This is a genomic window from Deltaproteobacteria bacterium HGW-Deltaproteobacteria-4 (genome assembly GCA_002841765.1).
Lineage (GTDB): Bacteria > Desulfobacterota > Desulfuromonadia > Desulfuromonadales > UBA2197 > UBA2197.
Genome location: PHAV01000004.1, coordinates 72,837 through 92,022, shown reverse-complemented (window position 1 = coordinate 92,022; position 19,186 = coordinate 72,837). Strand labels below are relative to the sequence as shown.

Below are 19,186 nucleotides of genomic sequence, written 5' to 3'. Positions count from 1 at the left end.
GCAGCCCCGATAAGAGGCTGCTCTTTTTTATGGACGTCAGAGATGGTATGTAAAAATTACAGTTTCCCAGACTCAGCCGCCAGATAGGAGGCTACGCCAGCTTTGTCAGGAACCATCCCCTTCTCGCCTTTATTCCAGCCGGCCGGGCAAACTTCGCCGTACTTTTCAGTAAATTGCAGGGCATCGACCATGCGCAGCATCTCATCGACATTACGGCCGAGGGGGAGATCGTTGACGACCTGATGCCGAACGACGCCTTTGGTATCGATGAGGAAGGAGCCGCGGTAGGCAACCCCGGCCTGCTCGAATTCGACATCATAGGCTTTGCAAACTTCGTGTTTGACGTCGGCAACCAGGGGATAAGCCACCGGACCGATGCCGCCATCATCGATCGGCGTATTGCGCCAGGCAACGTGGGTGAACTGCGAATCGATAGAACAACCGATCACCTGCACCCCGCGTGACGTGAATTCGTCGATGCGTTTGGAAAAAGCAATCAACTCGGTCGGGCAGACAAAGGTAAAATCGAGGGGATAAAAGAAAAGGACAACATACTGACCGGCGTAATCGGAGAGGCTGAAGTTGTCGTTGATCGTGCCATCGGCCATGACCGCAGATGTTTTAAATTCCGGGGCTTTTTTCCCGACAAGAACTCCCATTGTTTTGACTCCTTTGATTGGATGTTTAAGATGTGGTCTCAGCAATGTTCGCAGTCTACACATGAAAAAAACGTTGTCAAGAAATTATTACCAATATGGTTATTTTTAAGTTTATAAAAAAGGTCAGGCGGATAACGATGCCTGACCTTTTAATTGATTAACCATGTTCGGCGATATAAGCTTCCGCCAGAGCAACGTCCTCTTTGCAGCCGATGAAGACCGGAGCGCGATCATCAATTTGCGCCGGAATGATATCGAGAATCCTTTCCTTGCCGGTCGAGGCCGCGCCACCGGCCTGTTCAACCAGAAAAGCCATCGGATACAATTCATAAAGGAGACGGAGCTTCCCTTGCGGTGCCCCCTGCAGATGCGGATAAAGGAAGATCCCCTTCCCCTTGATCAGGATCTGATTGATATCCGGAACAAAGCCGCCGCTATAACGGAGCTTGGCTCCTTTCTCTTCGAGTTGGCGGACAAACTTTTCAGTCCCGGCCGTATACTTGTTGCGCTGGCCGCCGGGAGAGTAGATTGAGCCGCACTGGGCCAAGCGGATATTTTCATTGACCAGGGTATATTCCATCAGTGCGTTCATGGCAAATTCCTGGACGCCGTTGCCTGTCGAAAGGACCAGGGTCGTCCTCGGCCCGTAAAGAATATACATGGCGGCGACCTGATGGCGGCCGGCTTGCAGGATATTCTCCCCGTCGTAAATTGCGACGATCGTACCGACAGCCAGATTAACATCGACGAGGGACGAACCGTCGAGGGGATCATAAGCCACTGAGAAGCGGCGGCAACCATTTTGATTATTGGAATGATCAACGCTGATGATTTCGTTGGTCTCCTCGGAGACAATGGTCGAAACCACACCAGAATGGATCAAGCGCTTGCGCAGGATGCGATCAGAGAGGACATCGAGGGCCAACTGCTCTTCGCCGTAAAGGTTGGACGTTCCTGCGACCCCGAGATCGCCGGTGCGAATGGAGTTGATGATATATTTCGAGGCATCGGCAATTTCGCAGATCAGTCGGGTCAAGTCACGATCAACATTGGAATCACGCAGATAACAACGCAGATCAACTTGAAACTTGGTCTTGCCCGGGGCTGCAGACATAAAATTCTCCTGGTCGTATACAAAAAATATTGACTGACGGACTATTCAAATTCACCCTTGAACCATTTATCGAACCAGTTGCGGTGATCTTTTTCTGCAAGGATCGCCAGATCTTTGGGCCCCAGCCAGATTCCCTTGCAGCCGGGGCACTGATCAAGCGGAACACCGCGAAAATCCATCGGTACTAATTTTTCGCTGCATTTCGGGCAGTGATTACGACAGATAGCCAGCTTCTCTTTCTCTTCCATCTGCTTCATCTTCTCGATGAGTAACTTTTCTCTTTTGTAGATGTACTCATTCTCCAGAGCTCTTTCGCGTTCTTTCCAAATATCGGTCATGACATCACCTCCTGCAAGAGATTAAATACACCTTTATCTTAACAAAAAAAAAGAGAAGTGCAAGCAATCATTGAGAATATACAGATAACCATATATCAGAGGCCTTCTCTGATCTTCTTCAGATAGAGGTTGCTTCGCTCCTCGGCAAAGCCGAGATGTTCAAGCATCAAAACCCTGGCACGCTCGGCATCGCCACTTCTTATAGCCTGAAAGACACTGTGATGATGATTGAACAGCTGCTTTTGATCGTCTTCGGTCAGATAAACCGCCCGCCACACCCCCCGCTGAAACTCTTTCATCGCGTCAAAAATATTCTGCATAAGATGGAGCCAGACGACGTTATGAGTCGCTCGGGCAATAACAATGTGAAAGTTGGCATCAAGATCTTCTGAGGGCTGTAATGTCTCCAGATTTTGTCGCATGCCGTCGACAATCTCCTCCATGCGCCGTAAATCTTCCGGCAAAGCGCGCTGCGCAGCAAAGTAGGCAGTCCAGCTCTCCATACATTTGCGCACCTCGATGACGTCCAGGGCCCGCTCCTGCTCGATACGAATCATATCACTCAGGGCATTTCCGCTCCCCTGTTCCATGAGAGACAGAACCGTCGTCCCGCCCCCTTGCAGTGCTTCGACCAGTCCTGACGCGCCGAGAATATTCAGGGCCTCCCGGACAGATGGACGGGAAACGCCAAACATCTCTGCGAGTTCCCGCTCTGGAGGGAGGCGGTCACCGGGGACAAATTCACCGGACATGATCGAGTTTCGGATCTGCTCGGCAATCTGTGCGGAAATTTTTTTCGGCCTGATCGGCGTAAAGGTCATAGTCGTCATCCGGCAATCACAGGAGATTAATATCCGCTTTCAATACACTATTTTCCGGGATGGTGCAATCTGCAGTTCGCTTCAATTTTTGGTCAATTCCGCTAAAATTCCTGTCGCCTCCAGCCGTTCAAGTAATCCCTGCAAAAGATAGCCGGTCATCAGACCGGTCGGTATAGCGCCGAGAAGAAGAATGGGGAGATAGAAAAAGATCGCCTGATTCTGCAGAAGGAAGGACGCCATCAGCAACTGCCCGAGATTATGGCTGACGGCACCGGACAGACTGATTCCGAGGGGGCTGAAAAAGGTGGTCTTTTTAACCAGTAGAGCCATTACCAGCGTGCTGATCAGAGCCCCGGTCAGACCCAGGAAGAAGGCGGGCGCAAAGAAGGTTCCCCCCAGCAATGACCCGAGAAAGACCCGGGCGATCGCCACGGTCATGGCGGCGCGCAGATCATAAAGATACAGGACCAGCAAAGTCACAATGTTCGCTAAACCAAGTTTAACCCCGGGGAAGGGTAAAGGAATAGGGAACAGCCCTTCAAGGACATGCAGGGTGGTGGCCATGGCGAGTAATAAAGCAAGGTAGACGAGGCGGCGGGTACTGAACATGGGTGGGCTCGCCTCCGGTTAGCGGGTGACGGCATCCACCGGGGCGGGACCGTCGATATGAATGATGATTTCGCCGGGGAGACAGACTATCGTCGCACCCGGCGACTGAATCCAGCTCTGCTTGACACAGATCTGTTCGGGACAGTTCGCTTCGAGCATGCGAATCCTGCCCTCAGCGACCTCCACTGTTGCCGGGCCTAGACGTCCGACAATTTGCATCATCTCTTTACCGCTGGCGGGGTCAAGGTCGATAGTCCGGAGAACTTTCCCTTCAACCGTGATCGTCGCCTGCGCTGGTAAAAGCTGGTCTGAAGAAGTAAAGAAGTGTCGATAGATCGTCAGCAGTCCTAATAGTGCACAAAACAGGATCGCGGCGATCAGTAGCTTATCAGCGCGGGTCATAGCGATACGCCCCTCCGGGCAGAACTTCGAGGTGAGCAGCAAGGCCGGGGGTATGAAAAATGCGCCCGTCAACGTTCACCAAAACCAGGTTGACGCCGAGTTTTTCCGCCAGAGCCAATGCCTCCTCCCCCTTCATGACGAAAAAGGTTGTCGACAGGAGATCGGCAAGACCGGCGTCCTGGCTCACCACCGTCACACTCATATTTTCACTGGCGGGATAACCGCTGCGTGGATCAAGGATGTGATGGTAACGTTGGCCGGCCACCTCAAAATAACGGTAATAATCGCCCGAAGTCACGGCCGCAGCATCCTCAAGGGCGACAATAGCAATCAGGCCGCCGGCTTTGCGAGGATCCTTGATACCGATGCGCCAGGGAGCATTGCTGGCATTGCTGCCAAGGACGCGAATATTCCCGCCGGCATCGATCAGGGCTTTCTTGATCCCCTGTTTGGCAAGAGCCTGCAGCGCCTTTTCAGTCGCATAACCTTTAGCCAGAGCACCGAGATCGAGTTTCATTCCGACGTTGCGCAGATAGACCGTCGATTCGACATCATTGACCACTAAATTCTCGATATCGACCAGCGGCAGTGTCTCGACAATGATCGAAGATGCGGGAATTTTGGGATTTTCCCCGGCAAAGTCCCAAAGGTCCATCACCGGTCCGATCGTCACGTCAAAGGCGCCGGCACTCAGATTGTGATATTTTTTCGCCAGCAGCAGCATCGCCAGAGTGTCAGCATCAACGCGCACCGGACTAATTCCGGCCATTTCATTGATGCGACAGACATCGCTGCGGCGACAGTCCTCCGTCCCTGGCAACGGAAAGCGATCGACAAGAGCAGCAATACGATGCATCTCGCCATAAGCCGCGGTAACCGCCACCGGCAAGGTCGCGACATCGTCACCGTAGACCTTGATACTGACCAGCGTATCCATGAGAAACTGCTCGCTGCGGTATTCCTTTATCCGGTGTTCCGACAGGAACACGCTCACCCCGACGACCAGCAAGCCGAGACAAAGTATCAGCAAGAGATTGCTGCGCCTGGTCATTCCGTCTTGCAGACGCCGCAGGCCTGACAACCGGCGTCCGGAGTCGTGCCGATTTCAAGAACAACATGTTCCGACAGGGGTGAAATCATGTCAATCGACTTGGTCGGACATTTGGCGGCACAGATGCCGCAGTTGGTGCATTTCTCGACATCGATGACAGCGACGCTCCCTTCCCCGACGGCCACGACATGCACGGCATCTTCCGGGCAGTTCTTTTCACAGATTTTACACTTGATGCAGGCGACGGAACAGTTGGCCTTGGCCTCTTTGCCCTTTTCGGTATTGACGCAGCGGACCGTGACCAGATGCGACACGCCGATCAGCTTCAGGATCTGCTGCGGACATTCGACGACGCATTTGTTGCAGGCGGTGCAGCGGTAGTAATCGATGACCGGCAGACCGTCAGCCCCCATCTCGATAGCGCCAAAGGGGCAGACCTTGAAACAGGAACCCTGCATGACACAACCGAAGTCGCAGGCTTTCGGCCCTTTGAAGTTGGCGAGGGCGGCACGACAATCCTTGATCCCTTCGTAGCGATAAAGCATCCGGGTCCGACCGTAGCCCCCCTGACACAGGAGTTGCGCGACTTTGCGCTCTTCATAGGCCGAGACTTCCGTCCCCATGATCGCGGCAATCTGTTCGTACAGAGTCGCTCCGCCTGGAGCACAATCAGTCGGTTTGACGCTTCCGGCGACGATTGCCTCGGCAAAGGCTGCGCAACCCGGCAGCCCGCAGGCGCCGCAATTGGCGCCGGGCATGATTTGCAGCAGGGCTTCAACACGGGGATCGACGGCGACGGCAAACTTCTTGCCGGCAAAGCCGAGAATGATTCCAAAGACGGCACCAATGGCCCCGAGACTTAAAATTGCAACTAGCATCAATACGCCTCCACTAGGTCAAACCGGAAAAACCGAGGAACGAGATGGACATTAATGCCGCGACGATAAGGGCGATCGGGGTTCCCCGCATACTCTCGGGGATATCAGCATCTTCCAGCCGCTCGCGAATCCCCGACATGAGGAGGAGAGCGAGGGTAAAGCCGGCGGCATGACTGAGGCTGTGCACCATAACCTTGCCGAGGGAGTATTCATTCTGAATGTTGATAATCGCCACACCGAGGACCGCACAGTTGGTGGTGATCAGCGGCAGAAAGATCCCCAGGGCCTTGTACATCGGCGGGCTGAATTTTTTAATCACCATCTCGACAAACTGCACCAGCGAAGCGATGACCAGAATAAAGGCGATCGTCTGCAGATAAGTGATGTTGAGCGGAGTCAAAAGGTAAGTCTGGAGCGCCCAGGTGATAAGGCTGGCGATGATGAGGACAAAGGAGACCGCTCCCCCCATCCCCAGCGAGGCGCTGAGTTTTTTCGAGACGCCGAGAAAGGGGCAGATCCCGAGAAACTGCGACAGGACGATATTATTAACCAGGACGGCGCTGATAATAATGATGAAATATTCTTGCATCTGACAGGTTCCCCTTCCCTTATGCGGTTTTTTTCTGGAATTTGTTCATCAGGCCCAACAGGCAGCCGAGGGCAATGAATCCGCCGGGCGGAAGGATCATGATCAGGGCAGGAATGTTCTCCGGCAGGAGCTGCAGGCCGAAAAAGGTCCCGGCGCCGAGGACTTCGCGGACCGCACTGACCATGACCAGCGCCACGGTAAAACCGATTCCCATACCGAGGGCATCGACTATGGCGGGGAGCATGGTGTTGCGGCTGGCAAAAGATTCCGCCCGACCGAGGATGATGCAGTTAACGACGATCAGGGGGATGAAGATCCCCAGGGCCGTGTAAAGCGCCGGGGTAAAGGCATGCATCAGCATATCGGTAATGGTGACAAAGGTGGCGATAATGACGATAAAGGCAGGAATCCTGACGCTGGAGGGGATGACCTTACGCATTGCCGAGACGACAATATTGGAGGCCAAAAGGACACCGGTCACCGCCACCCCCATGCCGAGACCGTTATTGACTGAGGTGGTCACAGCCAGGGCCGGGCACATGCCGAGCAGCAGGCGAAAGAGGGGGTTCTCCTGAACCAGCCCTTTGCTAAATTGATCCTTCAAGTTCATAGGATAGACCTCCACGACAAATTTTTCATGGCTGTTTCGCCGCGGCGAAGTGGGCAATAAAGTGCTCGCGGGCGGCATTGACCCCCTTGGTCACCGCCTTGGTGGTGATGGTGGAGGCGGTGATCGCCTGCACCTGATTCTCCTTGACCGGCGGGGTCTTGGTCACTTCGAGGGCAAGGTCGATCCCTTTATCCTTGTAACGGTCATAAAATTTGCTCTCGGTCGCTTTGGCGCCGAGTCCCGGTGTTTCCCGCTGGCTAAGGACCTTGATCGTGGTGATCCTTGCCGTCGCGATATCAAAGCCGGCAAGAAGAGCGATCGGCCCGCTGTAGCCCTTGGTCTCGACCGCATAGATGACTCCGACCGGATCGGTGCCGCGATAAGCGATATTCACCTCTTTGATCACCGGATCGTAGGGAGACGTGAGATAGGTGGCGGTTTCGTCGACAACCCGGTCGGACTGGGGATAAACTTCCTTGAAACTGTCAAGCTTGTTCTGCAAAATCTGCTGGGCGATCAGCGGACTGGCGAGGCTGTTGACATAACTGAGGCCGGCACCGGCGACACCGGCGACCAGCAGCAGAAAAAGACCGAGCTTTAAAATATCACGCATGGCTCTTCACCCTCCCGAATACCCGCGATTTGGTATAGCGATCGAGCAGCGGGGTGACGACGTTCATCAACAGGATCGAGTAGGCCACCCCTTCCGGATAGCCCCCTTTGAGACGGATCAGGACGACCAAAAGACCGCAGCCGATACCGAAGAGGATGCGCCCCAGCTTGGTCACCGGTGAGGTGACCCAGTCGGTCGCCATGAAAAAGGCGCCGAGAAGGAGGCCGCCGGCACAAAGGTGATAAACGGGATACCACAGTCCCTCCCCTTTTATCCCGCCGATCATGGCGGTGAGGAGAAAGACGGTGCCGAGGAAGGTGCCGGGTATGCGCCAGTCGATCTGCCTGCGGTACAGGAGATAAGCACCGCCAAGGAGCAGAGCCAGAGCACTGGTCTCGCCGATACTGCCGCTGACCGAGCCGAGGAAGATATCTCGGAGCGGAGGGAGGATCTCCCCGCCCGCCTCTTTCATAATCCCGAGGGGGGAGGCGGTGCTCAAGCCGTCAAGGGGGTTGGTCCAGTTGGTCATCGCCACCGGAAATGACGCGAGGAGGAAAGCCCGGCCAATCAGGGCGGGATTGAAGATATTCTGGCCGAGGCCGCCAAAGAGATGCTTGGCAACAACAATGGCGAAGATCGTACCGAGGACCGCCATCCACAGCGGTAACGACGGCGGCAGACAGAAGGCGAGAAGGAGGCCGGTGATAATGGCGCTGCTCTCCCGGGTCGGTGATTCCCGCTTCATGATCTTCAGGCAGACAATCTCGGCAGCGTAGGCACTGATCACGCAGGCCAGGATCACCAGTAATGCCGGCAATCGAAAGAAGTAGAGGGCGGCCAGCAGCGCCGGCGTCAAGGCGATGAGGACATCGCGCATGGCGGTCGGGACGTTGTCCGGACTGTGCACATGCGGTGCGGAGGTGACAACGATAAGATTTTTCTGCGGAATCATCCGGCTTCCTTCCCTTAACGCGCCTTGGCAGCGAGAATGGCCTGCTTGGCCCGGCGGATATACTGGATCAACGGAATCTGGGCGGGACAGGCATAAACACAGGAACTGCACTCTATACAGCTCATGACATCGGCTTTTTCCGCTTCTTCCCAGGCACTGCGCTTGGCCAGTCGCGCCAGAGAAGTCGGTTCGAGAAAGGCGGGACAGGCGTCGATACATTTGGCGCAACGTACGCAGGGGTATTCCTTCTGCGCCCGATGGGGCTCTTTATGAAGGAGGACAATGCCGGAAGTCCCTTTGACCACCGGCAGTTCATCGGAGAAAACAGTCTTCCCCATCATCGGGCCACCGGCAATGATCTTCTCGACTTCGCCGAGATAACCGCCACTCTGTTTGATCAATTCACTGAAGAGGGTGCCAATGCGCACCAGGTAGTTGGCAGGATGACAGATACCGGGACCGCTGACGGTGACGTAGCGTTCGATCAGGGGAATTCCCAACTCGACAGCGTCGGCGAAAGCCGCGGCGGTTCCGACATTATTGACGATCACCCCCACCGACAACGGCAGCTCACCGACCGGGAGTTCTTTTCCGGTGCAAGCGTAAATGAGCTGCTTCTCCGAGCCTTGCGGATATTTTTCTTTGAGGACGACAACCCGAAGGTTCGGCTGGTTGGCAACCGCCTTCTCCATCACCGCAACCGCATCCATCTTGTTCTCTTCAATGGCGATGACCCCTTGCGTGCAGCCGATACTGCGGATCATATAACCGAGACCGGCAACGATCCTCTCCGCTCTTTCCAGCATCAGGCGGTGATCCGCGGTGAGGTAGGGCTCGCATTCGACGCCGTTGAGGATGACCGTGTCGATCTTCTTCCCTGCGACCGGGGCATACTTGACATGGGTCGGGAAGGTCGCCCCCCCCTGGCCGACGATGCCGGCTTCGAGAAGAATCGCGCGCAGTTCATCAGGGGTCAAAGTCGCCGGATCAGCAGCCGGCTGCACTGTTTCCGCCCATTCTTCCCGGTGGTCGTTCTCAATGATGATACAAGGGACAAAACTGCCGCCGGGGTGCTCCATGACTTCAATGCCGACGACTTTGCCGCTGACGCTGGCATGGATGGGGGCGGAAACAAACCCCTTGGCCGTGCCGATCTTCTGCCCCTTCTTGACCTCATCACCGGCGACGACCAGAGGGACACAGGGGGCGCCGATATGTTGGGACAAGGGAATGTAGACCCGGTCGGGGATCAGGGCGACAACCGTCGGCAGGTTGCTGGTCAACTCCTTGTGCCCGTCCAGGTGGATCCCGCCTTTAAAAGTACTTCTCTTCATCTCTATTGACTCCAGGAGAAGGTCATTTCTATACAACTTTAACTTCAACAAAAAACAGCACGGTCAACAAAACCAGCAGCACAGCACTGCTGAACAGGTCCGCTGAGGAAAATTGCAACGGTCGCATCCTCGTCCGTTGCAGATCTCCCCGGTAACAGCGTGCCTCCATCGCCGTAGCCAGAGCCTCGCCGCGACGAAAAATCGCCACAAAGAGAGGAAAGAGCAGGGGGATATACCCTTGCAGTCTTTGCCGTAAGCCGCCGATATGAAAGGCCGGGGAGCGAGAGGCCCGGGCCTGAATACTCTTTGCCGCTTCTTCGACGATCACCGGGATAAAACGCAAGGCCAGGGCGAAGAGCATGGCTAATTGCTGAACCGGTATCTTGATGCGTTTCAACGGTTGCAAAAGACTCTCCAACCCGGAAGTCAGGGCAAGTGGAGACGTCGTCGCCGTCAGCAGCGTGGCACTGCTCACCAGCAGAATCAGGCGCAGCATCATTTTCGCCGAGCGGTGCAGCCCTTCATACGAGAGATAACTCAAGATCCCGGAAGTCGCGAGCGGTGCCCCCGAAACAAAGAAAATGTTGAAAAAAGCAGCACAGGCCGCCAGCCACAAGATCGGACGCAGACCGCGCCAGGAATCGCTGAGTGAACGCCCGATCCCCAGTGTCAGCAGCAGCATAAAGGCGCATAGGAGGAAGAGCGCCCCATAGCTCTCCACACTATACAAAAGCACCATAAAGAGGAGCGCCAGAAGGATCTTGCTGCGCGCATCGGTCCGGTGCAAAAGCGAGTCCCCTGGTGCATAGCCCCCCATCATGACCAGCGGATAGCTCCAGGCCTTTTGACTATCGATAGCAGCGCCATCCTGTTTCGGGGGACGGAGCGGCAGTGGCTCTGCAAGGCCAAGCGCCGCAAGGCGCGCATCATCAGCGAAGACCTCCGCCGGTGTCCCATCGAGAACGATCTGTCCTGACTCCAGAACAAGGACGCGATCCGCCAGAACCGCTTCGTCCCGGTGACGGGTGATGTGCAGAATGGTCAGCCCCAATTCCCGGTTGAGACGGCGCAGCAAGCGCATGATCTCCTGCCGCCCCGCCGGATCGAGCCGGGTGGTCGCTTCATCGAGAATGATACACTCGGATTGCATGGCGAGAATCCCGGCCAGCGCCAGACGCTGCTGCTCTTCAGCGCTCAGGGTATGGGGAGCGCGTCCGGCAAAGTCCATCAGACCGACGGCCTGAAGAGCGCTTTCAACGCGAAGCAGGATCTCCGCCGCGGGCAACCCGAGATTTTCCGGACCAAAGGCGACATCTTCCTCGACCGTGGTGCCGACAATCTGGTTGGCTGTATCCGCAAAGACCATCCCGGTCAACCGTCTGATCTCCCAAAGACGGCTGGCATCGCAGCTGTCAATCCCATGAATGCGCACCCGCCCGGCCGTTGGAAGATACAGGGCATTAAGCAGCCGCGCCAGAGTTGATTTGCCCGAACCCTTGCTGCCAAGGATGGCGACAAAATCACCCCTATTAATACACAGGGAAACATTATCCAGAGCTTTCGCGGGCTTCCCGGCACCCTCGCCCGGAGCATGCGTAAACTCAACTCCTTGCATTTCGATTATTTCCATGAAAGGAAAGACCGTTCCGGGAGGAGGCAAAGAAAAGAACCAATAATCGGCGTTGCTGGCAGAGGACAAGCTCTTTGCCAAGCTGAAAGAATTTAACATTTTAACAAATGCGAAATAATCAGCAAGGCTTATTTTTACTGTTACAAATCATGATGTTAGGAAATAATTTTATTTATAATAAATATTATTATCATAAATAAAATATAAGTGTCAAGATCTCTTTAAGAAGGGTTCTTCGGCAATGGTGCCAGGAGAGATTGAAGAAGAAGCTCGGTGAGATGGAGAATCCTGACCCCGGGCAACTGCTCCGCCAGACCCTTCTTCAGCTGCAGAAGGCAGCCGGGATTACTCGTCACCAGCACGTCGGCGCCACTGGCGGCAATCGTATCGAGTTTGCGCTGCAGAATGCGGTCGGACATCGACGGCTTGGAGATATTGTAGGTCCCGGCACTGCCGCAGCAAGCGTCGGCCGATGCCAACTCCTGATAATCGAGGCCGGGAACTAATTGCAACAACTGCCGCGGCTGCTGCCGGATCCCCTGACAATGAGCGATATGGCAGGGGTCGTGATAAGTGACCTTCAGCGGCAACGGATTAAGGAGTGCGGCCAACTCGTCGGCATGCAGGGCGAGGACTTCAGAGATATCCCGCACCTTGTCACTAAATTTTTTCGCCCCTTCCCCGTCAATATGATGCTCGTACTTCTTCAACTCGGCGCCGCAGCCACCGCAATCGGTGACGATAAAATCAAGATCATAACCAGCGAAAATCTCAACATTGGTGCGGGCTGCCTCCTGCAGACCAGCGAAATCACCGCCCAGCATATTCGGGGCGCCACAGCAGACCTGATTCTTCGGAGTGATCACTTTGTAACCGAGGGAAGACAGGAGTTTGATCGTCGCCCGACTGGCATCACTAAAGATCAGACTCATGACGCAGCCGAGAAAGAAACCGATGGTGCCGCGCTCCGCGCCGATCGCCGGGGTGATCTCGAAGATCTCCTGGCGCAGCGGCTTCTTCGGCAGCTCTGGCAGCAGCCCTTCCATCCGCTCAAGGGGCTTGGGGAACATCTTCATCACCCCGAGGCTCCGCACCAGCTTCTGTAGGCCACTGCGTTGATACAGACGCATCGGCACCATCGAAATCTCAAGACGATCAGGATGCGGCACCAGCTTGCGCAGGACGAGATCCTCCATGAAGTTCAACCCCTCCCCGCCCTTCCGTTCGCAGCTGAATTCCGCCACAAGTTCGCCGGCATTAACGCCGCAGGGGCAGGCCGAAGCGCAGGCCTGACAATCAAGACAAAGGGACAGATAGTCGAGGAGGCGCTCCGATTGGTCGAGTTCCCCTTCCGACACTTTACGGATCAGCGCCACCCGGCCGCGCGGTGAGGCGGTCTCCAGGAAGGTCTCCTTGTAGGTCGGACAGTGCGGCAGACACATGCCACAGCGCATGCAGTTGATCAGCTTGACCTCATCCATCTCAAAAGACCTTCCCGGGATTAAGAATCCCCTGCGGATCAAAGGCCTGTTTGATACCGCGCATCACCCGCACACCCGACTCGCCAACTAGACGCGGCAGGTACTTCTTCTTCGCCAGCCCGACCCCGTGCTCACCGGTAATCGTCCCGCCCATGGCAATAGCGGCATCAAAGATGACTTCAAAGGCCTGATGCGCCCGCTTGATTTCGTCCTGATCGCGCTCATCGGTCAGACAGGTGGGATGGAGATTGCCGTCGCCGGCATGACCGAAGGTACCAATGGTCACGTCGTATTTCTTCGCTGCATCCTGAATCACCTGCAACATGGCGGCGATACAACTGCGCGGCACAGTCGCATCCTCCAGAATCGTCGTCGGCCGCAGTCGCGCCAGGGCCGAAAGGGCGGTGCGCCGGGCTGTCGCCAGTTTGAGAGCTTCATCGGCATCTTTGGCGGTCTGGAAGAAGGAGCAGCGGTGCTTTTTACAGATCTCGGCGACAGCGGCGGCTTCCTCGGCAATAACGACCGGATGGCCATCAACCTCGATCAGGAGGACAGCATCGACATCAAGGGGGAGACCGACGTGAGCGTAATCCTCGACACACTTGATCGTCACCTTGTCGAGAAACTCCAGGGTCGCCGGGATAACCTTGGCAGCGATAATCGCCGAGACCGCCAGGGCGGCATCGCTCATCGCCGGGAAGTGGGCGAGCATGGTGATCTTCGCCTGCGGTTTGGGGATAAGCTTGACGGTAATGCCGGTGAAGATCCCAAGCGTCCCTTCCGAGGAGACGAGGAGGGGATTGAGATTGTAGCCGGCCACATCCTTGACCACCTTGCCGCCGGTGCGAAGGAGGTCGCCGTTCGCCAGGATTGTCTCCAGCCCCATAACGTAATCGGCAGTGACCCCGTACTTGAGGCCGCGCAGACCGCCGGAGTTTTCCGCGACATTCCCCCCCATGGTGGAGATGTGCATGCTGCCGGGGTCGGGCGGATAAAAGAGTCCGCGCGCCTCGACCTGCCGATGCAGCGTGCTGGTAATAACGCCGGGCTCTACGGTGGCGGTGAGATTCTCCTCGTCGATCTCTATAATCCGGTTCAACCGGCTGGTCTGGAGGACGACACCGCCATCGCTGGAGATCGACCCGCCCGAAAGGTTGGTACCGGAGCCGCGCGGCGTGACGCTCACCCCGGCAGCGGCACAAAGCCCCATGATCCGGACAACCTCATCGCGGCAGGCCGGGAGGAGGACGACGCCGGGACGGCTCTCCAGTTCCGGGGTCGAGTCGTAACCGTAGACCGCAAGCGACTCCCGATCGCTCAAGGCGTATTCTGCACCGACGATCTGTTTAAATTCCTTGAGCAATGAACTGTCCATAAATCACCCCGTCTCTATGAATCAAATAATGGTTAGAATGCCTGCGAAAGGATATAGCCGACAATTCCGGCGATGACGCCGTAGATCAGCATCGGCACAACCGTGCGCTTCATAATAAAGCCCTCCTGGGCCGAGAGACCAAGGACCGAGCAGACCGCTACAATATTGTTGATGCAGACCATATTCCCCATACTGCCACCGACGGACTGCATGGCGAGAATGGTGTTAGTATGCAGACCGAGATCTTTGGCAATGGCGAGCTGTATGCCGCCGAATGTCAGGTTAGAGACGGTGTTAGAGCCGGAAAAAAAGGCACCGAGGGCGCCGAGATAACTGGCAAAGAACTGCCACTGTGCGCCCATGGTGTCGGCGAGAGCCTTGCCGATAAGAATGGTGTTGGCGTCGACGCCAGGGGTCTTGAGCATCAAAAGTTTGACAAAGACAAGGGCGGCCAAAAGGGCGATGACCGGTTTTTGCATCTGCAGGAACGATTCACTGACCGTGCGGCTGATCGCCTCTTTATTCGCCTTGAACATGAAGAAGGTGATGACGGAAATGAGAATAAAGGGGACCAGGGAGGGGACATAGAGAATCTGGTATTTCCAATCGGTGTCAGTGCCGAAGATGGTTTTAAGGGTGATGACGAGCGAAGAACTCAGGGAAAAGTCGCCGAGCGTGCCAAGGGACGCTTCAATCCAGGTGTTGCTGCCGGTGAGGAGAGGCTTAATGCCGATCTGCTTGATTCGGGTCAGCAGCAAGATGATAACAGTTCCCCAGAGGGGGAACGAGGCCTTGATTAAAGCGGGAATCGAAATCGAGTTAGGCCCCTTGCTCCCCTCTTCACGGACCAGACCGATCCCCTGCTTAGCGATGACGACCGAGAAGATAAGGCCGACAGTGCCGGCAACGACCGAGGGGAATTCATAATCGAAACGGGCGGCTATCAGGTAAGGGATCATGGTGGAAAGGATACTCAGGTAAACAAAGAGGATATTCTTCTTGACCTCCGCAAAAGACAGGGCAAAGGTCAGGGCGATGACCGGGATGACCAGAGCGGCGACGGAGTGGATAATCGCAGCGCGGAAACCGATATCAAGGAGCTGTTCGTGGCCGATGCCGGGGAGCTGGCCAAGGCCGAACCATCCCGGGGTGCCGACAGCGCCGAAATGAACCGGCACACTGTTCATGATCAGGCAGAGCATCGCCACCCGCACCGCGGGGAAGCCGAGGCCGACAAGGATCGGGGCGGCGATCGCCGCCGGTGTGCCGAAGCCGCTCGCCCCCTCGATCAGGAAGGCAAAAGCCCAGCCGACGATCATCGCCTGAGCGACCTTGTTGGTCGTCACCCCGTTCAGCCAGGTGCGGATGGTATCCATCGCCCCGGTATACTCCATCGTCTTGAAGAAGAAGATCGCTCCCCAGATGATGGAAATCGGGACCAGAGCGGTGAGTAGGCCGCTGATGACGCTGGCGTTGACCAGGTTGGCATCGGCGCCGAAATAAGTGAGCTTGAGGAGATAAAGGATGACAGCGACGATCGGCAGAGCCCGAAAGGAAGGGACACTCTTCTTTTTGGTCATCAGGTAGATCAAAAAGACAATGGGGAACAACGACAACAGGACAGGCATGACAGGTTCCTTTCCTCGGTGCGGTGCGGTTCTGAATTCCTCAACGTTAAGACTGGCGGCCAAGGGGGAAATGACATTTCAAATAATTGGCCTTACCATTTATTTTTTTACCAGATTAATGAGGTGCCCGTCTTCTGTCAAGCGGAAAATAGAAAGACGTTCTGTATCTATAAAAATAGAACCAGAAAAAATGCTAAAACGATAATAATTTCGTGAATAGGCGGGAATGCAAACCCTATTCAAACAAAGAAAGCAGAAACATTGTTATTTTCGCAATTGACATCTCCTCATTTTTCCACCTATTATCAGATAACTATAAATGGTAAGACCTCTACTTAACTGCCAGATTCCAGCAACAGCGCCGGAGAAGAATTCAATGAATGAAACCACGGTCGAAAAATTCAGGGTCGCAGCACAGGTGATCGGAGCAGAGGTCCACAGCTGCGGTTCAGGCCTGGGGGCTGCAAACGCAGCCGGGCGGCACTTCTCTACATCGAAGGAACTGAGTTCGCTTTTACAGGAGCTTGCCGCCGGCGGGAGCATCTGCGCTTCCACTCTCCCCGATGAACTGAATGCGCACCTTGCGGGCCTGATTCTAAGCGACCTGAGCACGGCGGCGGATGCCACGCTCTGTATCAGCTTTGCGGAAGCGGGGATTGCCGCGACCGGCAGCATCCTGGTGCAACTCACTGATCCGGCCGAGCGCGCCGCCACCGCCCTGGCGACCAAGCATGCGGTCTTTCTCCGCACTTCATCGATCGTTCCGACCCTGCGTGACCTCAGCGCGTCCCTCAAAGCACAACTTCTTGGAGCCGGCCCGACTTATTTTTCGATCACCACCGGCCCTTCCCGCACCGCTGATATCGAACGGGTGCTGACCATCGGTGTGCACGGCCCCAAAGAACTGCACATTCTGCTGCTGGAGGGGGAATAGTCATGGCTGACAAACGGATCAACACCAATATCAACAACACCTTCCTGCGCAAAGCATTGAAGAATTTTGCCACCGCTTACCCGATCGCCCGGGCCAAGGCCTTTGAAGGGATCGACTTTGCAGCGCTGCGCCATCGCATCGCCGTCAGCAAGCTGGCAGGACTCCAGCGGTTACTGGAGCTGATCGCCCAGTTCACCGCCAGCGCAGAAAAGGCCGGCGCTATCGTCCATTTCTGCCGCACCCCGGAAGACGCCAACCGCACTATCTTTGAGATCATCCAGAGCAAAAACGCCGATTTTCTTGTCAAATCGAAAGCGATGACTTCAGAAGAGATCGAACTTAATCACTACCTTGAAGCGCGCGGCGTCCGCTGTCTGGAGACCGATCTCGGCGAATGGATCATCCAACTCGCCGGCGAGCGGCCCTCGCACATGGTCATGCCGGCGATTCACAAAAACAAGGAAGAGGTGGCAGAACTCTTCGCCAAGGAGATCGGCAGCGACTGCCCGGCTGATATCCCCTTTCTTGTGCAAAAGGCCCGCGAAACTCTGCGCAGCGGCTTTCTCACCGGTCAGGTCGGCATGTCCGGGGCGAACGTGGCCATGGCCGACAGCGGCGCCATAGCGCTCATCACCAACGAGGGAAATGCCCGCCTCGTCACCACCCTGCCCCAGACCCACATTGCCCTGATCGGCGTCGAAAAGATCGTCCCCTCCCTCGACGAAGCTCTCGATGTCATCGAAGTCCTCCCCAAGAATGCCACCGGCCAGAAGCTCACCTCCTACCTCTCCTTCATCAAAGGGCCGACCGGGGGCGATGGCCGCGAACTGCACATCGTCCTCCTCGACAACGGCCGCGTCGCTCTCGCCGCCAACCCGGAGTTCCAGACCGCCTTGCAATGTGTCAAATGCGGCGCCTGCGCCAACGTCTGCCCGATCTACGAAATCGTCGGCGGTCATGTCTTCGGCCATATCTACGTCGGCGGCATCGGCCTGGTCCTCACCCCCTTCTTCCACGGCTTCGACAAAGCCGAAGAGATCCTCAAACTCTGCATCGGCTGCCGCAAATGCAACGAAGTCTGCGCTGCCGAGATCGATATCGAAGGGCTGATCGTCGATCTGCGCGACAAGATCCGCAAACCCTTTGGCCAGAAGTTCATGTTCGGGACGATGATGAAGAACCGCAAACTCTTCCATGCCGCCCTGCGCGCCGCTTATCTCGCCCAGAAACCCTTCCAGAGCGCCGGCGGACGGATTCGTCACCTGCCGATGGTGCTTAATCGCGAAACCGCCAACCGTTCGCTGCCGCCGATTGCCGAAGTCCCGTTTCGCGATCTGATGCTCAAACGGCCAACCACCCCTGCCCTCGCCCCGCAGCAGGAAAAGGTCCTCTTCTACTCCGGCTGTCTCGCCGATTTTGTCTACCCGGAGATGTGCAGTGACACCGTCGAATCGTTGGAGAAGCTCGGCTACAGCGTCGCCTTCCCGCAGGAACAATCCTGCTGCGGCATCCCTGCCCGTTATTCCGGCGAAATGGATGCGGCGCGGGAGATGGCCAAGCTCAACATCGACGTTCTCCTCAGCGAAGAGGCCTATTTTGTCGTCACCATCTGCCCGACCTGCACCATGTCGATCACCCACGACTTCGTGAAACTCTTGGCAGATGATCCGCTTTATGCGGAGAAGGCGCAGAAATTGGCAGCGAAGACCTTCAATTATTCGGAGCTGGCGGCGCGGAAGATCGATGCGAGCAAAGGGCAGGAAGGCGGCGAGAAACAGGTCGTGACCTACCACGATGCCTGTCATTTGAAACGGGGCTGCGGGATCCATGAAGAGCCGAGGCAGGTGTTGCGGGAATTGGCAAATGCCGAGATTCAGGAGATGACCGACTGCGACAAGTGCTGTGGTTTTGGCGGTTCTTACAGCATCAAATATCCGGAGATTTCACAGGAAGTGTTGAAGAATAAGCTGGCGAATATTAACGAGACCGGGGCTGGTATTCTTGCGGTCGATTGTCCTGGTTGCAAGTTGCAGATTGAGGGGGGATTGGAGGCGAGCGGCAGCAAGATTCGGGTTGAACATACCGCGACGCTGGTGCGGGAACGGATGGGTTGAAGAGAAAATTCGCCGCCCTCGGCTGGAGGGCGGCGAATTTTCGATAATCGCTAC

At 56.0% G+C, this 19,186-nt stretch carries 18 protein-coding genes and 1 pseudogene; 2 read left to right on the top strand and 17 right to left on the bottom strand.

Translation table 11 applies throughout. The features are described from left to right. Positions 1-56: 56 nt before the first annotated feature. The 17 genes from CVU69_03815 to CVU69_03735 all read right to left on the bottom strand — a co-directional run bounded on the left by CVU69_03815 (position 57) and on the right by CVU69_03735 (position 16,084). The gene (locus CVU69_03815) at positions 57-659 is read right to left on the bottom strand and encodes a peroxidase (protein PKN13134.1); all 603 of its coding nucleotides are present in this window, start codon (positions 657-659) and stop codon (positions 57-59) included. 157 nt (positions 660-816) lie between these two features. Next, a complete protein-coding gene (locus CVU69_03810; protein ID PKN13133.1) occupies positions 817-1,773 on the bottom strand; it encodes a class 1 fructose-bisphosphatase in 957 nt (318 codons plus the stop codon). 41 nt (positions 1,774-1,814) lie between these two features. After that, positions 1,815-2,111: a hypothetical protein gene (locus CVU69_03805; protein ID PKN13132.1), complete on the bottom strand. Its 297-nt coding sequence runs from the start codon at positions 2,109-2,111 to the stop codon at positions 1,815-1,817. A gap of 95 nt (positions 2,112-2,206) precedes the next feature. Continuing rightward, positions 2,207-2,932 carry a FadR family transcriptional regulator gene (locus CVU69_03800; GenBank protein PKN13131.1) on the bottom strand — a complete coding sequence of 242 codons (726 nt, stop codon included), beginning with the start codon at positions 2,930-2,932 and terminating at the stop codon, positions 2,207-2,209. Positions 2,933-3,013: 81 nt separating this feature from the next. Further along, positions 3,014-3,541 (bottom strand): heptaprenyl diphosphate synthase, encoded by a 528-nt coding sequence (locus CVU69_03795; protein PKN13130.1) that lies wholly within the window; start codon positions 3,539-3,541, stop codon positions 3,014-3,016. A gap of 18 nt (positions 3,542-3,559) precedes the next feature. Further along, positions 3,560-3,943, bottom strand: a complete 384-nt coding sequence (locus CVU69_03790) for a hypothetical protein (GenBank protein ID PKN13129.1) — start codon at positions 3,941-3,943, stop codon at positions 3,560-3,562. Beyond that, complete coding sequence (locus CVU69_03785) at positions 3,930-4,994, bottom strand: ApbE family lipoprotein (protein ID PKN13128.1); 1,065 nt, start codon at positions 4,992-4,994, stop codon at positions 3,930-3,932. Before CVU69_03785 ends, CVU69_03790 begins: the two co-directional genes overlap by 14 nt. After that, entirely contained in the window at positions 4,991-5,872 is an 882-nt protein-coding gene (locus CVU69_03780; GenBank protein ID PKN13127.1) for an electron transporter RnfB, read from the bottom strand. The genes CVU69_03785 and CVU69_03780 overlap by 4 nt, the downstream gene beginning before the upstream one ends. Positions 5,873-5,885: 13 nt before the next feature. Beyond that, entirely contained in the window at positions 5,886-6,461 is a 576-nt protein-coding gene (locus CVU69_03775) for an electron transport complex subunit RsxA (protein PKN13126.1), read from the bottom strand. A 19-nt stretch (positions 6,462-6,480) separates the two neighbouring features. Next, on the bottom strand, positions 6,481-7,071 hold the full coding sequence (locus CVU69_03770; GenBank protein ID PKN13125.1) for an electron transport complex subunit RsxE: 591 nt from the start codon (positions 7,069-7,071) through the stop codon (positions 6,481-6,483). 25 nt (positions 7,072-7,096) lie between these two features. Continuing rightward, positions 7,097-7,684 carry a hypothetical protein gene (locus tag CVU69_03765; protein PKN13124.1) on the bottom strand — a complete coding sequence of 196 codons (588 nt, stop codon included), beginning with the start codon at positions 7,682-7,684 and terminating at the stop codon, positions 7,097-7,099. Further along, positions 7,677-8,636 carry a Na+-transporting NADH:ubiquinone oxidoreductase subunit D gene (locus tag CVU69_03760; GenBank protein ID PKN13123.1) on the bottom strand — a complete coding sequence of 320 codons (960 nt, stop codon included), beginning with the start codon at positions 8,634-8,636 and terminating at the stop codon, positions 7,677-7,679. The genes CVU69_03765 and CVU69_03760 overlap by 8 nt, the downstream gene beginning before the upstream one ends. A 14-nt stretch (positions 8,637-8,650) precedes the next feature. After that, positions 8,651-9,970, bottom strand: coding sequence for an electron transport complex subunit RsxC (locus tag CVU69_03755; GenBank protein PKN13122.1), 1,320 nt, complete (start codon positions 9,968-9,970; stop codon positions 8,651-8,653). Between the two features lie 28 nt (positions 9,971-9,998). Next, on the bottom strand, positions 9,999-11,699 hold the full coding sequence (locus tag CVU69_03750; GenBank protein PKN13121.1) for a hypothetical protein: 1,701 nt from the start codon (positions 11,697-11,699) through the stop codon (positions 9,999-10,001). Between the two features lie 122 nt (positions 11,700-11,821). After that, complete coding sequence (locus CVU69_03745) at positions 11,822-13,081, bottom strand: (Fe-S)-binding protein (GenBank protein PKN13120.1); 1,260 nt, start codon at positions 13,079-13,081, stop codon at positions 11,822-11,824. A 1-nt stretch (position 13,082) separates the two neighbouring features. Then, positions 13,083-14,456, bottom strand: a complete 1,374-nt coding sequence (locus CVU69_03740) for a glycolate oxidase subunit GlcD (GenBank protein PKN13119.1) — start codon at positions 14,454-14,456, stop codon at positions 13,083-13,085. 32 nt (positions 14,457-14,488) lie between these two features. Beyond that, positions 14,489-16,084: a lactate permease gene (locus CVU69_03735; GenBank protein PKN13118.1), complete on the bottom strand. Its 1,596-nt coding sequence runs from the start codon at positions 16,082-16,084 to the stop codon at positions 14,489-14,491. Between the two features lie 838 nt (positions 16,085-16,922). Between CVU69_03735 and CVU69_03730 the strand changes: the two are divergent. Both CVU69_03730 and CVU69_03725 read left to right on the top strand, forming a co-directional pair. Then, positions 16,923-17,018: pseudogene (locus tag CVU69_03730) on the top strand (lactate utilization protein). A gap of 2 nt (positions 17,019-17,020) precedes the next feature. Continuing rightward, the gene (locus tag CVU69_03725; GenBank protein ID PKN13117.1) at positions 17,021-19,132 is read left to right on the top strand and encodes a hypothetical protein; all 2,112 of its coding nucleotides are present in this window, start codon (positions 17,021-17,023) and stop codon (positions 19,130-19,132) included. Positions 19,133-19,186: the final 54 nt, after the last annotated feature.